Here is a 15,446-nt window from a genome sequence, read left to right as displayed (position 1 = left end):
AATCCTTTACAAAATCCTACGCAGATAAGCTTTGTAGAGCTATCTATAAAAAAGGTTGGAGCCCAGCGATATAAGTCAATTACGTCATGGGCTACCTAATTTGGTTAAGGTATCTTTACTTAACCTTTAGATATAATTAGAACTACTCAATGATTGTGCAGTCACCGCTCTTTATATCTTTCTCTAATCTTTTGAATTTATTTGTTTTTTCTTCGCCATTTCTATACTTAACTTTTATTAGGTCATTTCTACCGTAATTATGTTGCCTCTTTACAGGCTTTAGAGGAGGTAAAGCATTTTCTTTGTGTAGAATTGACATAACGCGAGATTTAAGGGATTTTTCACCTTCATCATCAATAACTGTCTTGTTTGATTTTGACATATTCAGTCGTTTAAGTACCTCATGCCCAAATAGGTATTTATTTTCAGTGTCATTAATGGAGTTGAAAAATTCAAAAGCCCAGAAGAATATTACACTAGAGTCATATCCTATACTTTCGTCAATATTGAATGCGAGTTTTTTTATAGACTCTATATATCCTAATGTTATGTTTTGAGGCTCATTTGTTGTGCTGATTTTTATTAGCAAAGAGATGTTGGGGATATCTTCATCTTCAATATAGCCTTTATCTAAAATAGCGTTGATATAATCTTCACGATACTTTAGTGGAGGGTGATTGACATACATTAAACAATTAATGTATAACCGATACATTCTAATGGAGGATAAATTTGATAGTTTATCCAAGTAGAATTCAATGAAGTTTATTCTATCTAATGGTTCACCTATATATTGTAGTGCATCGTGAAAAAAACTTTCTTCTAACAAATTCAAATAGTTTATTGAATAGTCTTTGAACTTATCGAAATTATCTATCGAATGTAAAAAGCAAAGTGCTGCAAAGCTTGCATGCATATTATAGCTATAATCAATGGAAGCGGAGCTTGACTTTAAGTCTGAGAAGCTAACTTGTTTGTTGATAATGTAATCTATTATGTTTTCGATAATTACTTTTTCATCATTTTTCAATGCTCTACCTTTTACAAGCATTAAAAATGGAATATGTTCATTAACATCTAACTTAATAGCTTTTTCTAGGTAGCCTAGTATTTTGCTGTCTTTTTCTATATATGTGCTCAGGTAATAATAAGCATATGACTTTATCTTTTTTATGCTGCTTTTTGTTTCTGTCTCAGAATCCACTTCAGGTTGAATATTGTCATTCATGTCCACGATGCTTTCTAAGAGTTTTAGCGAGCTTTCTTTGTTTTCATTATTCATCGCCAAGTTTAAGGCTGCATTCCCCCAAGTAACAGTATTGCTGTAATTATCAACAACATACTGTAATTGCTGGTCTCCTAAATCTTTTTTACCAAGTTTGTAGTAATTAAGACCAATAAACAGACATTGCCTAAAATGCATAAATGGAGAAGCATTTTTAGAGAATTGCTTCTCTAAAAAATGCTTATTTGACTTTTCATACTCTCCGATACTATGTTCAGAAAAACCAAGATAGTAGAGTGCTAGTGAGCGAATAGTTAAATCTCTATCGTCAATTTTATCTAATATAGAGTATAACAGCTCTATTGCCTGGTGATAATCATTTGCCACTTCTACTAAGGTTATCGCCCTATCTAAAATAGTTTGTGTATTGTCAGACAATGACTTAATCCAAGATAAACTAAGCGAAAGTTCGATTATTTTGTTTTTTATCTTTATGTTATCTATATTGTTTTCTGATGATATTATTCCGTAGAGGTATAGTTGACTTTTAATTTTGTCAGATATGTTGATAGAGCCCTCTTTTGATAAAAGCTGTGTTACTGCATCTTGAATTTCTTTATTATCAGAAACTAGTTCGCGAATATGATCAATAGGAGCAATATCAAAACTTGTTAGATATTTCTTTTTTATTAAATTATCTATGTGTAACTCGTTCACATTAAATCCGCTGTTTATTTCAGATTCAATTTCTGAACACACATCAAAAGTCAATCTTGGATTTCCTGCTGTCCATGAGTATATGTGGTCGGCAACTTCTTTACTTATGTCTAATTTGCTTTTTACGATGAATCCATCGAATTCGGATTTGGAGAAATCTTCTAGGTATATTTTTTCACCGATGTTGAAAGGAGATTTGTTTCTATCTTTAATTAAATCTTTTGGTTCTATAACACCAGATAAAATATAAGTTAAATGTTCGAATTCAGGGAAGTTGCTTCTAGTGAAATAATTACTTCTAATGACAGCAAAAATGTTGTCAGAGTATCCTGACGTCCTCAGTGCATCAATTTCATCCAGTATGATTACCAAGTCTTTACCTAAACATTTCAAAATCTTTGATAATGATCTTGTATAGCTGCTATGGTCAGTTCTTGTAATTTTTCTTATTTCCTCTATTTCAGGTCTGATTTCCCATAACTCGTCTTCTAACACGTCCAAAATTGAGTCGGTTATGTAATTATAACACTCTCTTTCTGTTTCGAAATTATTGGAAAGGTCAATGTAAACAAACTTTCTATCATTAGTTTCTAAATTTCGTCTGGCATTGAAAAGTAAGTTGGTTTTCCCCATTTGTCGTGCAACAAGAACATAACCAGGTCTTTGCATTTCCTCAATTATATCTGTAAGTTGCCTATCAGCCTCTCGTTCGACATATAGGTTTGAAGGAATTGTTGTATATTTCTTTAAGACCTTTTTAGACATATTCATAGTACTCTTTAGTTAATTTCTTACATGCTTGATGTATGGAAGATATTTCAAAGTCATTCGCTCTATATATTCTACTTATAATAAGCGTCAACAATCTAGGTAATGAGCCACAATGACTTAAAATTAGTTCTTTACCTTCTGGAGTTATGCGATTACCAAGAGACGAGTTTTGAATGTCAAATAAGTTTGATATGCTATCAGTCCATTCGTTTGACGATAAATTATCAAATGACTCAAGAAACTTACCGTAATTAAATTCAGTTTTGCTAGGTGAGAATATGCTTGATATAACAAACGTTAGATTTTTAGTTTTACTTTGTTTTATATAGTAGCTCACTAATGCTATCGCATCTTTACAAAAGTCTTCAATAATATCCTTCTTGGAGCAACTCATCTCATCAATAACCAATATTGTGTCACTTTTGAAATTACATGACAAAAGGTATTTGGTCATGAATTTAACTGTGAACTCTTTATTTTCGAATTTCTTTTCTGTATGGGATTCTACGTCTTCAATTACCCCTTGCCAAATATCCAGTGGGGATGAAATTTCAACTGGTTGTAGGTCGCAATATATATAGTTCACTTTGTTATCAATTAAATTACGAAGTAGTATTGCTGTTTTTCCCGTGCCAGAGTCTCCACTTAACCAAATATTTCTGTTGTGTTTGATATTTGAGCAAAAGTCTCTGTCGCAAGCTCTTTCTTGGTAATATTTCTGCGATCTACCTGTATAGTTAACAAAGCATACGTCATTGATGTCACCAGGTGTGCTAGAAGTTCCCTTTTTTAACGATATTGATTCTTTAAGCTCTGGTAGTATGGATGTTAATGGCTTTAGTGATTGGAATACTACAGTTGATGCAACAGATGACTTTGGAAGTTTAGATAGTATTCCTGCTAAATATATAGAATCATTCATGTCTACAAATAGACCAGAACCAGAAATACCTTTAAAGGCAGCTGCGCCAGCTGCGCCTTTGTCATAATCTACAAAGGTTTGCTTATGAACTTCTACTTGGAATGAGTGCTCATCGACTTCTTTATTAAATTTAGTCAATGATACAACTGAATGGCAGCTATCTTGGATTGGCAGTAACACCATTGCTTGCTTGTAGCCTAATATAGATTCGTTTACGTCTAAACAAACCTTCAATTCACATAAACTTGAAGTGGAGAGAAGAGTGGTATCGGCTAGCTCAATAACAACCATGTCGGTTGCTTTTGAATCTGCTAAAGGAGATAAGATTTTTGAACAAATATGCGCTGTCCCATCTATTTCAACTGTAATTTGATTTGCATCAACAATGGTTGTCTCATGCTCTTCTCCGTATATAACATGTGCGCAGCTAATTGCCACTACTCTTTTGGGAGTTTTTAAAACAACGCAGCTGCCAATAGATGCATTGTTGATTTTTAAACGAGAGCATAGTTTACTGGAGTTAGAGTGGAAGTTGTTCATATAAATTCTAACTCGTTTTGGTTTTTGAATTTCAACATTGTTAGTTCTATGGTGCACTTTTCTTTAATGTCTATTTCAATGTCGTAGTTGAGGTAAACGTTAATGATTTTTTTAGATTCGACGGCATATGACTGAATGAGTTCAATTAATTCTTTGTCAGGGTGACCATACTTACCTCCGTTTGTTGATATATAAAAATTATCGCACCTGATAAGTCGAAGTAATTCTATGGAAGTATTATGTTTACTGCCATGGTGTGATAATTTTAATAAATCTAATTTCAAGGGGGATGTATTGCTGTACCCTTTATCCATTAGTGATTTGCAGATAGTTTCAGGGTGGGAGTCACCTAAGAATAAAATAGAGTTATCTTTGTATGATAACAACAACACTAATGAGGATTTATTTATTATATCACCATTGTTTTGTTGCCTCTTTAGATAAGTATATTGGTTTTCTTCTAGGATTTTACTTGAGTTCCAGTTCTTATATAATTCTTCGTTGATTGATGGGGTAGGCCAAAGCACTTCTATTTCTATATCTTTAAAATCTAATATCCGTCCTTTAGATAGAGGTTGAAAGCTTTTATTACATTTTATTAGGAGTTCCTGTAGTGAATCACCATGTTTGAAACCAACTTCTTCGCCTTGGTACTCTGTTGCTAAATGTGGTGTATTCATGTAGAAAACAGAATGTTTCACAAGTATAGGTGCTTCTTTTATCAAATTAAACAATGCACCTAAGTGGTCGTAGTCAACATGAGATATGAATACAGCGGTTAAAGAGCGGCCTGATAAAGCAGCCGATATTTGACCAAAAGTATTTGGCATTCCAGCATCGACCAATATATTCGTGTCACCGCTTTGTAATAGGAATGAGTCTCCTTGAAGGGCTCTAAAAGCGATGAGTTTCATAATTCGATGGTACTCAATATTTTTCCTTAAAAATTACTAGCGCTATGATTAAAAAGTTTTAGTTCCTAGGCATTTTAAGTTGTTTAAAATGCCCAGGAGCTTCGCTAGTCCTGTTATGTTCAGATATGCCCTTTTTCTTCTAGTCTTTGTGAACATGCATAATAATCATTTAAATATTTTTCAAGAGCTTCACCTTCAACCTGCGGGCGTTTAAATCTATCCTTTTTCTCTGCATCACCATAAAACATCGAATATTGTCCACACTCTAAAGTAACATCCCTTTTCGTGAAATTATTTTTCGCGAAAAATGGGATTGTATTTTCATCACACTCTAGTGTTAAACCTGTAAAGTTGTTTTTAGCTATGACGCATTGAAGGAATTCGCTGCCTATATTAAGTTTTTGTTTTGAAGGGAAAACGCTTAACACATGTAAGTGGGGAGCACTATCATTTTGCCCTTCAAATGCATCCAAAATAAATGCAAACGCTGTAGGTTTGTTTTCAATTTGTAATACATGTAATGTAGCTATATTTAGATCCATTGAAGACATGCACTCTATAAAAAAGCTTACCAATGTTTCTTGAGAGTAGTTTTTGAATGGTAGAAGAGAAAAGAAAACTAGATCTTCTACGACTGACCTATCAAAACCATTTGTTAGCTTTATGTCTATTATGTTCATTTTAATTCCATTTAAATTTATGCATGATTATGCAGGGTGTGTAACTTGTTAGCTACTATCGTAGCCAATCTAAATTCTACCGTTTTAATTATTGAAATTAAAGAAAAATCTATGATTATGAATGTATCTAATTGGACTACGCGGTCCCAGATAATGCAGAGGTCCTAGCGTTGCCTGTAGTTGACGCTTTTATCGGTATTAAGGGAGCAACTCTCTAACTTCACAGCCTAACACTTCAGCTAATTGATAGGCTTTCTCTAGTGTTATGTTCACTTCTCCACGTTCTATTCGTCCTGCATAGCTGCGATCGATCTCTGCTAGTAATGCCAATTTATCCTGAGAAATCCCAAGCTCTTTGCGTTTTTCACGCAATTTAAGACCAAATTGGATTGCTAAGTCTTTCATGTTTCATCTCGTTAAAGAGAAAGACTATCCAAAGTTGCGGCTTATAAAGCCACGGATTATAATCCGCATTTGATAATAAGGACTCTACGAGTCCTACTAGCAGTCCCTTGTGAGAGAGTAATGTCGAATCCATCCATAAAAATGAACGCCCAGTTAAATGATATTCTCCAGGATGAGAATTTTGACAATTTCCATGTGACACAACTACGGGATGCATATTTAGCAAGCTCTTCAGTGGCTCAAGATTTCATCGAGGCTCGTAAGTATGTGTATAGACAAATTCTTAGGCTTGTTAAGAAAGGGGGGTTACTAAAAAATGGAACTAAAAACTCCAAAGGTGTTACGTACCAGAAGTCTGAGTTATTTTTTAAAGCAAACTTTATAATTCAAAGTAAGTCGAAGCCTCTAGGCCTAATGACTACTCATACCAGTTTTGGAGTCCAGCGACTTGAAGAGCGTCTTAAAGAAACTGAAATCGACCTTCTTACAAGCATTGGCGAGTCAGAAGAATATATGCGTCTATATGAATCTTTCCCTGAAATGAAGATTCACCTTGAATCCATGTATTTACAAGCGCGTGAAAATAGCTCGAAACTACTTGGGCAAATCAAAGCGATTAAATCTGTTCTCGCCTATCAACTAAAGTAACCAGTATGCACCTAAGACAATGGCAACTAGAGTGCCTCAATCGCGCTCTAGAGCACTATAATGCAAAACATAGGCATTTCCTTTGCCTTGCTACACCTGGCGCAGGAAAAACGATTATGGCAGCTGAGGTAGCAGCTCAGTTACTTGAGCAAGACCTTGTTGATTTTGTGCTTTGTTTTTCACCTTCAGTAAATATATCGCAAGGAATAAAGCATACTTTTCTTAAACGTCTTGGCTGCCGCTTTGATGGCGTAATTGGTGCGGTGGGTTGTTCCTACACATATCAAAGTTTATTGTCTTTCAAAGATGACTTCTGGTTGTTATTAAAACAAAACCGCGTATTGGTTGTTTTTGACGAGATCCATCACTGTGCAGGAAGCACTCTTGAGGATGCAAATGCTTGGGGAGAGGAGATCTTACTTAATATTCAGAATCAGGCTGAATACACTCTAGCATTAACTGGTACTCCATGGCGTTCAGATCAAGCTCCTATTGTCTTGTCTCGATATATTGATCCCGAAAAACAAATTCAATGTGACTATGTTTACGGCTTGAGACAAGCGGTAGCTGATGGTGTATGCCGTAATCCAAAAATTGTGTTGATTGATAATGCGAAATTATCTGTTACTAACGAAGGCAATCAGACTAAGATTTTCAATTGTTTGGATGAATTATTTAAAGGCTCTTCTATTCAGTATCAGGCTGTTATCAAAAATAGTGAAGCAATTAGACACGTTTTAACTTTGGCTACACGCAGACTCCAAAGTATTAAACAACATAACCCCAATGCGGCAGGACTTATCGTGGCATCATCGTTAGAACACGCCGCTTACATCTTGAATATACTCAAGACTGAATATGCTCAAACCGCTGAAATAGTTACGTATAAAGAAGATCAACCTTCTAACAAAATCAATGAGTTTCGAAGCAGTAATATCAATTGGATTGTCAGTGTAGGGATGATTAGTGAAGGTACTGATATTCCACGTTTACAAGTGTGCTGTCACCTAAGTAGAGTTAAAACAGAGCTCTATTTTAGGCAGGTTTTAGGTAGGGTTTTACGGATAAACAAGACTAAAAACCAAGATGCTTGGCTTTACACCTTTGCCGAACCTAAATTGGTTGAGTTTGCGAACCGTCTAGCTGAAGAAATACCAGATGTTCCAGTAGTATTTAGAGAGTTTGGTGATAGTGTTTTCTCAATTGATGAGTCTAAAGCAGAAACAATAAAAAGAGATAATTTTACCCTCGAAAGGAATACATTTAGTTTCGATTCCCCACAAATGGAAGGCTCGAAGCAAAGCTTTTCAACGTCACTTCAAAATCAAAAAGATTCTAGAGATAAGTGCTCATCGCTTGAGATGTTAGGAGGCTTTAGAGAAAAGGTCGTCTCGACTTTTAACTCTCCGTTCTGACGCCTTGTAGGGTTATTTATATAAACTTATTAAGAGTCTACTTGTGCACAGCTTACCAATGGTTGTTATTACTGTATAATTTGGTGGTTCATGTAAGTAATGAGAATAATTTCAAATGGTTAAGAAAGTAGCTCAAAAGCCATCACAGAAAACAGTTGATGAAGCCACACAGATCGCTCGTGCAACTCAAAAGCCTGGTCAAGACAAAGAGCAGACTAAGTTAATAGCGAAAGGAATACAAAACGGGATAGAACTGTATAAAAAACAACAAAAAGCTAAAGCTAGAGCGGCGAGTAAAGCAAAAAAGCAATCAATCAAACAAAAAAACAATGAAGAAAATGCTTTACCACTAGAAGATATAGTTAATGGTAATCGTGCGGCAAGTAACTCTTTGCCATGGATTTTATTAGTGATTTCTTGGCTCTTTTTCGGAGCCTATATCGTTTTAATGTAGCCATACAATGAGATGAGTTTTAGTGTTTTTTGTATTTCAGCAGTTTTAAGTGGTTGCACTGTTAACCTTGATGTTTTCGTTTAACCGAAATAAGCAAATCCATTAGCAGGGGAGTACTTTCAGCTTCCATTCTTATGTCATTCAAAAGACCTTGAAATTGTTGGTTTTGTGTTCTGAGGCCAATGATTTCATTCTCAAGCTTTTCTATTTTATCGAGCAGACTAGCTTTCTCAAGGGAGACGTTAGGGGAGTTTTGATAGTTCTCACTTATTCCCCTAAGTCGGGTTTTTGTGGACTTAAAAACACCGCTTATAGAACTGTAGGAATTTAAGGTTTGACGAGTAGTAGTAATCTCTAACTCGTTTTCAAGCTGATCAACTAGTTCTTCCCAGGTTAGTTTACCTGACCATCGATAAAGAATTTTTTCAATTTGGCGCACTTGAGTTGTTGATAATGAAGGTTTTGCCATGAGTTATAAATCTCCCCAGAAGTTTTCTATGAACTGTTCAGTATCTTTTTCAAACGGTTTTTTTTCGATAGGGGCACAATCTTCCAACCCGTGTTGGATGTCATCTTCCATATTTTTTAAATAAAGCTTTCTTGTTGAAATAGACTTCTTATCTAAGTCAGCGATCCTAATTTCTTTTGTTTCTGTTATCACCCTAACAACAGCCCCCCTAGGTATTAGCGGGTCTTCTAACGTTTCGATTAATTGACAAAGCAAATCGGTATTTGCTTTGTGCGTTCTATACCATTTTTTTGCGTTCTCATTACGTTTATTAGGACAATTAAGATGTTTACTTAGTCTTTCATTTTGTAATGCATAATCCTCTTTAAGGATTTTTATCCCAATTTGATCGTGTGCTATGTGACATGATTGTTCGCAAAACGTACATTGAGTTTCGAATTCACTTAGATAGGTACAGGGGATATAGCGTAAATCTTTAGTGCAAAAGCCAACTGAAGTAATACTTGTAATCGATTGCTGTTTACGTAGTTTTTCAAACTCTTTCTGTGAGTGAACTCTAATGTCTATCTCGTTGTTTATGGGTTCAACTATCGGAATTCTAGCTATTTTATCCTCTTCTGTTTCATGAAGATAATTCTGAATGTGTCTACTATCCGCTCTGCCAGACCAAGCATTTATGATGTAATGAGAGAGGCCGTTAATATCACTATTATGATTGAGGTAATGTCTAAATTGGTGTGCACTCATTCGTAATCGTTCAGAGTATCCATATTTTCTAAAGAGGCGGCCTTTAAGCTCCTTTTTAATAAGCCCTTCCATAGCATCAGGAAGGAAAGGTGCGTACATTCCACCATGTCCTCCTACACTCGCTCCAGACAGGCACCACATTGCTTCGCGAATATCGACTTCATTTCCCTTGTCACATTTTCCCCCATTTGTGGTTATACGGGGAAACGTTTTCCATGAGTGAGAGATCATTTTAAATAGTGCTTGTTGAATATCCTTTATAGTGACGAACCTATCTAGTTTAAGTTCTCCCTTAGTAAGGATTAGCCCTGCAAACTTCTTAAAGCCTATCAAGGAAGCTCCACAATACTCAGATATGTAGCATGAGAAATCTGATTTAAGCATAGAAATATGGATGTCTTTCTTTATCGAACCCATCCCAGATAATTTATTCATTTTTAGAGTGAAAACTATATTTTGATGCAGGCCGAGTAAAAATCCAAGTTGAACAAAAGTAAGTGAATCAAAAGGTGTCAGCTTCAGAGTTTTAAGCCTAGAGTTTAAAATTTCGTTAGTAATAGGAAACAGCTCATTTATGGTTGAATTTTGCTTGAACCAGAATTGCATCAAAATCCTATATGGCGCAGTTACACGTTCCATGTATCTCAATGCTCGTTTAACTACGTCAGACATCGTAGACAATATATGGTTTTCGTACTCTTTATATCCTTTGCTACCTTTCCACATTAGAGAGTAACGAATTTGCGGCTTACCAAGCCTATCGAGATTATTCCAATCTTTGTATTCAATTAATTCTTGCTTATGAAGCGTACGTATTTCAGCCATGCTTCGGTTGGGACTAGCTAGTGATAATACAATTATAGATAAAGAAAAAGCGTCGGCATGATTAGCTTTTGGGCTGGTATCCCAAAGGCTCTCATCTTCAGGGATGACTTGCTGAAATATCTCTCCAAGGGCAATAATACTGGCCTCTTGAGGTAGTTTATCTTTCCGTTTTTGAAGTCCATTAGTTGCTGTTTTTATCTTCGGTGGCTTAGTTCTAATTCTTTCACAGTACCCATTTGATGAGCACCATTTAATAAAATAATTGCAGGCAATGTGAAGCTTTTCATTGAATGCTTTGTAAGTGTTATCGTAATCAATTTGTCTTAAATTGTGTGGAGATTTATCGATTAGATCTAGAAAAACAAGAGCATATCTAACAAGCCTTGTTGTTGTTTCTATTTTTACATTGGTATTTGTCAGAAGAGCATTTAGGAATAAGACGAGTATATTTTTATGGTGAATGTTGATCCTGTATTCAGGTCTAAAGAGCATTTTATGTGATACGACCTTTCCCGCTGCTTTTTTGCTATACAGTACGAGGTAGGTGGGGTTTCCGCCTGCTGGGGTTATTTCTATAGTGTCATCGATTTTAGTCGGAAATTTTTCTCTACTCTTGTTTTTTATGCGTATATCCCAAGCGATATTGTTAAAGTCATTTTGTAACTTATTTAAGTACTTATTGATCATGAAGAGTTATCTCCATACTACGGTTATATCTAGTGCATATATCAATAGTTGCCTTAATTCGTTTTATTGCTTTTTCTAAGCGCATTAATGCTACCTCTGACTGCCCATTGCGCTTATTGAAATCATACTTTTGAATGACTTTTTCTAATTGGTGGTTATGGTTTCCTGTTGATAGCGCAGTGAAATTATCGCATCCATAGCAACAGAGAGGGACTGGTAGCTTTTCTCTACACCCCATACATCTAGAGTTACTTTCAAATGAACCGTACTTATCACCAAACTCATCAAATGCAATGTCTTTACTTGGGTATAGTTGGTTTTGAACTTTTATCTTGCCAAAGTTAACTAATGTGGCATTTTTTCCAAATATGTCATCTATCATCGCTCGTTCTTGAGCTGTTATATCAATATAAGCTGCTACAGCTTTTGGTGTAACTCCTGTTATTGCTGAAAGAGTTATTCCATCAAGGCCATCTCTTGCACCTTTAGTTAGTATGGTGTGTCGAATTCTATTGTTGCCGGTGATGCGATTTATGGGGCTTGTTACACGGTCGGAATGATAGAGTGGTGCAAGAACTTTATCCACAACATCATTGATACCTTTAGCGAGGGAATCCTTACTGACATGATTTAAAGTATTATCAATTTGTAGTGCGCAAAATAGTTGTTCTTTTGAATTTATCTCGCTTGCGATAATTAATTCATAAGTTGGGAATAGAGGGAAACGACTAAATATTTCCTTTTTCTCAGTTTTAGTTAACTCTATGCCTTTGGCTGTAAGGGCGCTTAAGTGCTCGTTAAAAAGTATTGATATATATTTTAAAATTAACCTGCTATTAGAGCGATTTAGAAGGTGTAAATCCTCATCTAAATTTTCTCTTTCTTTTAAGTATTTACATTTGGCTCTGAAGGTTTGTAGTTTTAACTCATCATAATCAATTAATATATCTGAATCGGAAAAGTGTTCATTTAAGCTATCGCCTTTTGTTCGAAAGTCGCACATTTTTATCTGACGTAGTTGGACAGGTCTTCTTAGCACTGACATCATAATCACTAATGCTAGTCCAGAAATTAAGGTGTGGGGATGTCCGTATTTTCGATTAAATGCTTGCGGAATATTCAGCATTTGATGCATTTTTTGGGTTAAAAGTCGCATACCTTCGAATACGCTTTCAAGCTCAATAGGTGTATGAGCACCTCTATTACAGTCAAACATTTTCCTTGTAAACTGTGTGTTTTGGTATTTTTTACACTTGTCTAAATAAAGTTTTTTAAGAGATTGTTCCTGAAATTTCTTTCCAGCTAGAGCAAAGTCTCTCACTGAAAAAGAGAATGCGTTTAGGTAGGTGCTTGTTAGTGTGTTGTATGATGCCAGAGTCGACTCGAACGTCATTTTTCCTTTTAGGTTCATGAGGAATCTTTTAAAAGCTCTACAAGATTTCTTCGCAGATGTATCTCCTACACAAGTTACCCTAAAGGCTAGAATATTCAATAAGTCTTCTTTTTGCTCTTTAGACAGTTCTGATTGGTGTATAAAACCAACGTCTAGAGTGGTGTTTACAGCTATAACCCATTTATCTGAGGAAGGAATGAAACTATAGCCTTTATCGAGAGCGTAAATGGGAGTATTTAAATCGGGATGATAGTTTGTTTTTTCAGCTGTTGTCATCATGACTTCCCGTATAAAATAATTGATTTTGGTAGTTCTGTTTAATTTTTCTTACTTTCTCTAAAGTTGCTCTTTTATTGTAAATTCTCGCCATTGTAGAATTTTCACTCCAAGTCATTTGATGCTTTCTCAGCTTGTCCGTTTCATGGCTTGTTAGACCAGCTTTTTCGGCTTGTCTTGTGAAGTTGTAATTCCAGTGGTGGCGAATTAAATGTGGATGAATATTTACTCCCACAGCCTCAGATAAAACGTCAAAAATATAATTGAAACCTGTAATTGATAGGGGGTGGCCTTTGGTTGTGCCGTATTCAGAGATAAATATGAAGTCATGCTCTAATGCTTTTGGATAAAGAGGGCTAGGTTTCGTGGTTGAAGTATATGAATCTCGAACTGTTTCAATATAAGTCTTCAAGTTTCGAATAGTGCTAAATTGGGTACCTATTACACCACTTTGTGTTTTTTGTGTTGGGCGATGTTTTCTTGGATCATCGAAGTTTATTCTATTTATAATATCTAAACGGGGTGTTTCCTCGTCTTTGATATCTCCTAATTTTAAATTTAGTAACGCACCTCTTCGTATGCCTATATCAAAAATGGTATCGATTATGACACGGTTTCTTAACTGTGAGCGTTTGAAAGGATTGCTAGGGTGACCAACCAGTGTTATCTCGTATATTTTATTAATGACTTCTTGAGTGAATACTTCTTCATCAATGTCTATTACGCTTGTGTTGTTAGGCTTAGCTTTATTTACTTCCCTGTTTAAATGCCTAATAACATTATCATAATGCTCTTTCAGGCGAGTAGGGGAGTTAAAGCCATAAAAGCGTTCATAAAGGTACTCTAAGTAGCTTCTCAATGCTCTTAAACGTTCACGTGCAGTTGTATTAGATACTTGATTTTGTCGGCATGTTGTTTTGCGTGTAGATGGAGATATCGAGTCTTTTGGAGTGAAGGAAACAATATTTGATGATTTGGTTTTGTTAATTATTCTTTGCTTAAGAAAGCAGTGATTGGAAAATTTATCTAATTCAAAAAAACTAAAGAACTCTCCAGAGGCAACACGGTTGACGATATCAATGTCATTATAGATAAAGTAGTTTAAACAAAAGAGTAAATGCCTAGCTGTTGTTTCTCTTGACTTGATAGTCGTACTGCTCTTTTCTAAACAAATGTAATTACTTGCATAATCGACAGATAAATTACCTGAAATAGGATATCCAAATCCATCAGTGTAGAAAACGCTTTGTTCACCATTTACTGTGATTTTCTCTATCTTTAAATGCATTACAGTTTATGCCGTACATTATAAGTTTTAATAATTTAGACTGTAGTTTGAATTTTTGTCAATATTTGAATGCTATTTAAGGTTTAAGTTTAAGTTTTTGTTGTTATTTATAGACCTATTCTCTTTTACGTTTTAGCTTCCGTATATAATGGTCTGTCCCGGTTTTTGAGTCGCCTTGGCCACCTTCATGGCTTCATTTTGAGTTTCGTTTGAGATTGTTTTTGCCATCATTCATATTTACTTAAGCGCGAATGGCAAAGACTATATCGAAAATCCTTGGTGAGGTATATGGCCCTTAAAATAGCAAAGGTGTTTCACATCCTGGGGCGTTAACTATCTGAGGTTCATATTGCCAGACCTGTTTGATGGTCTGCAGTGTTAAGGTGGTTCTTGCTGTCCCCTGACTTACAATCTGGCCACGTTCAAGGATCACTAAGTTATCGGCGTAGCGTGAGGCTTGGTTAAGGTCGTGTAGTACCACAACCACAGCATAGTTGTGCTGGTGGGCCAACTCTTTTGCTAAGGATAGGACTCTGTGTTGCTGGGCCAGATCCAATGCGGAAGTGGGCTCGTCCAAGAGTAATATTGGCGGTCTTTGTGCTTGCTGGAGTTGGGTGAGAACACGGGCCAGTTGCACCCTCTGTTTTTCACCACCTGAGAGTGTTGGGTAGCTCCTGTATTTTAAGGAGGTTAGCGCTAACCTGTTGAGCTGCTCGTCCACTAATTCCATCCCCTGTTTATTGCTTAAGGTCAAAGGGTAGAGTCCCATTGCGACGACCTCATGAACCGCAAATGGAAAGGTGAGGCTGGCATGTTGTGGTAGAACAGCGAGATGCTTGGCTAATTCAAGCCGATCAAAATCCTGCACAGGTCGATCATTTAAGGCTATATTTCCCGCATCGAGTTGCACCTCTTGGCTGAGACTTTTAAGCAAGGTGGACTTTCCTGCACCGTTAGGGCCAAGTAACGCGGTGACTTTGCCAGATGGAATATGCAGATTGATATTGGTGAGTACTGGCTTGTGATTAATTCTGACTGAAACATGCTTGATATCTATCATGGTTTTAAGC

14 protein-coding genes are annotated in these 15,446 nt (G+C 35.9%); 3 read left to right on the top strand and 11 right to left on the bottom strand.

Going from position 1 to position 15,446, the window contains the following annotated elements; translation table 11 throughout:
• Positions 1 to 142 precede the first annotated feature (142 nt).
• The 5 genes from SWOO_RS20635 to SWOO_RS20615 all read right to left on the bottom strand — a co-directional run bounded on the left by SWOO_RS20635 (position 143) and on the right by SWOO_RS20615 (position 6,174).
• Positions 143 to 2,713: an AAA-like domain-containing protein gene (locus SWOO_RS20635; RefSeq protein ID WP_041417813.1), complete on the bottom strand. Its 2,571-nt coding sequence runs from the start codon at positions 2,711 to 2,713 to the stop codon at positions 143 to 145.
• Positions 2,700 to 4,175 (bottom strand): AAA family ATPase, encoded by a 1,476-nt coding sequence (locus SWOO_RS20630; RefSeq protein WP_012326606.1) that lies wholly within the window; start codon positions 4,173 to 4,175, stop codon positions 2,700 to 2,702. The genes SWOO_RS20635 and SWOO_RS20630 overlap by 14 nt, the downstream gene beginning before the upstream one ends.
• Positions 4,172 to 5,089 carry a ComEC/Rec2 family competence protein gene (locus SWOO_RS20625; protein WP_012326605.1) on the bottom strand — a complete coding sequence of 306 codons (918 nt, stop codon included), beginning with the start codon at positions 5,087 to 5,089 and terminating at the stop codon, positions 4,172 to 4,174. Before SWOO_RS20625 ends, SWOO_RS20630 begins: the two co-directional genes overlap by 4 nt.
• A gap of 119 nt (positions 5,090 to 5,208) precedes the next feature.
• On the bottom strand, positions 5,209 to 5,769 hold the full coding sequence (locus tag SWOO_RS20620) for a GNAT family N-acetyltransferase (RefSeq protein WP_012326604.1): 561 nt from the start codon (positions 5,767 to 5,769) through the stop codon (positions 5,209 to 5,211).
• A 198-nt stretch (positions 5,770 to 5,967) separates the two neighbouring features.
• Positions 5,968 to 6,174 carry a helix-turn-helix domain-containing protein gene (locus SWOO_RS20615; protein WP_012326603.1) on the bottom strand — a complete coding sequence of 69 codons (207 nt, stop codon included), beginning with the start codon at positions 6,172 to 6,174 and terminating at the stop codon, positions 5,968 to 5,970.
• Between the two features lie 120 nt (positions 6,175 to 6,294).
• Here SWOO_RS20615 and SWOO_RS20610 point away from each other — a divergent pair, with 120 nt between their 5' ends.
• From SWOO_RS20610 to SWOO_RS20600, 3 genes are all read left to right on the top strand, one after another.
• Positions 6,295 to 6,822, top strand: coding sequence for a hypothetical protein (locus SWOO_RS20610; protein ID WP_012326602.1), 528 nt, complete (start codon positions 6,295 to 6,297; stop codon positions 6,820 to 6,822).
• 5 nt (positions 6,823 to 6,827) lie between these two features.
• Positions 6,828 to 8,237 carry a DEAD/DEAH box helicase gene (locus SWOO_RS20605; protein ID WP_012326601.1) on the top strand — a complete coding sequence of 470 codons (1,410 nt, stop codon included), beginning with the start codon at positions 6,828 to 6,830 and terminating at the stop codon, positions 8,235 to 8,237.
• A gap of 115 nt (positions 8,238 to 8,352) precedes the next feature.
• Positions 8,353 to 8,691: a DUF2956 family protein gene (locus tag SWOO_RS20600; RefSeq protein ID WP_012326600.1), complete on the top strand. Its 339-nt coding sequence runs from the start codon at positions 8,353 to 8,355 to the stop codon at positions 8,689 to 8,691.
• 61 nt (positions 8,692 to 8,752) lie between these two features.
• On the opposite strand, the gene SWOO_RS20595 is transcribed toward SWOO_RS20600, so the two are convergent.
• The 6 genes from SWOO_RS20595 to SWOO_RS20575 all read right to left on the bottom strand — a co-directional run bounded on the left by SWOO_RS20595 (position 8,753) and on the right by SWOO_RS20575 (position 15,436).
• Positions 8,753 to 9,160: a hypothetical protein gene (locus SWOO_RS20595; protein WP_012326599.1), complete on the bottom strand. Its 408-nt coding sequence runs from the start codon at positions 9,158 to 9,160 to the stop codon at positions 8,753 to 8,755.
• A gap of 3 nt (positions 9,161 to 9,163) precedes the next feature.
• Positions 9,164 to 11,419, bottom strand: a complete 2,256-nt coding sequence (locus SWOO_RS20590) for a hypothetical protein (protein ID WP_012326598.1) — start codon at positions 11,417 to 11,419, stop codon at positions 9,164 to 9,166.
• Positions 11,409 to 13,091, bottom strand: coding sequence for a hypothetical protein (locus tag SWOO_RS20585; protein WP_195742822.1), 1,683 nt, complete (start codon positions 13,089 to 13,091; stop codon positions 11,409 to 11,411). Before SWOO_RS20585 ends, SWOO_RS20590 begins: the two co-directional genes overlap by 11 nt.
• Positions 13,075 to 14,376 carry a site-specific integrase gene (locus SWOO_RS20580; protein ID WP_012326596.1) on the bottom strand — a complete coding sequence of 434 codons (1,302 nt, stop codon included), beginning with the start codon at positions 14,374 to 14,376 and terminating at the stop codon, positions 13,075 to 13,077. Before SWOO_RS20580 ends, SWOO_RS20585 begins: the two co-directional genes overlap by 17 nt.
• A 132-nt stretch (positions 14,377 to 14,508) precedes the next feature.
• Positions 14,509 to 14,607, bottom strand: coding sequence for a DUF2956 family protein (locus tag SWOO_RS26120; RefSeq protein WP_229377255.1), 99 nt, complete (start codon positions 14,605 to 14,607; stop codon positions 14,509 to 14,511).
• Between the two features lie 64 nt (positions 14,608 to 14,671).
• Positions 14,672 to 15,436 (bottom strand): heme ABC transporter ATP-binding protein, encoded by a 765-nt coding sequence (locus SWOO_RS20575; protein WP_012326595.1) that lies wholly within the window; start codon positions 15,434 to 15,436, stop codon positions 14,672 to 14,674.
• Between the last annotated feature and the right edge of the window lie 10 nt (positions 15,437 to 15,446).

This window comes from Shewanella woodyi ATCC 51908 (assembly GCF_000019525.1).
Classification (GTDB): Bacteria; Pseudomonadota; Gammaproteobacteria; order Enterobacterales; family Shewanellaceae; genus Shewanella; species Shewanella woodyi.
Note: the sequence above shows the minus strand (reverse complement) of the source record. Positions and strands in the feature narration are given on the sequence as shown.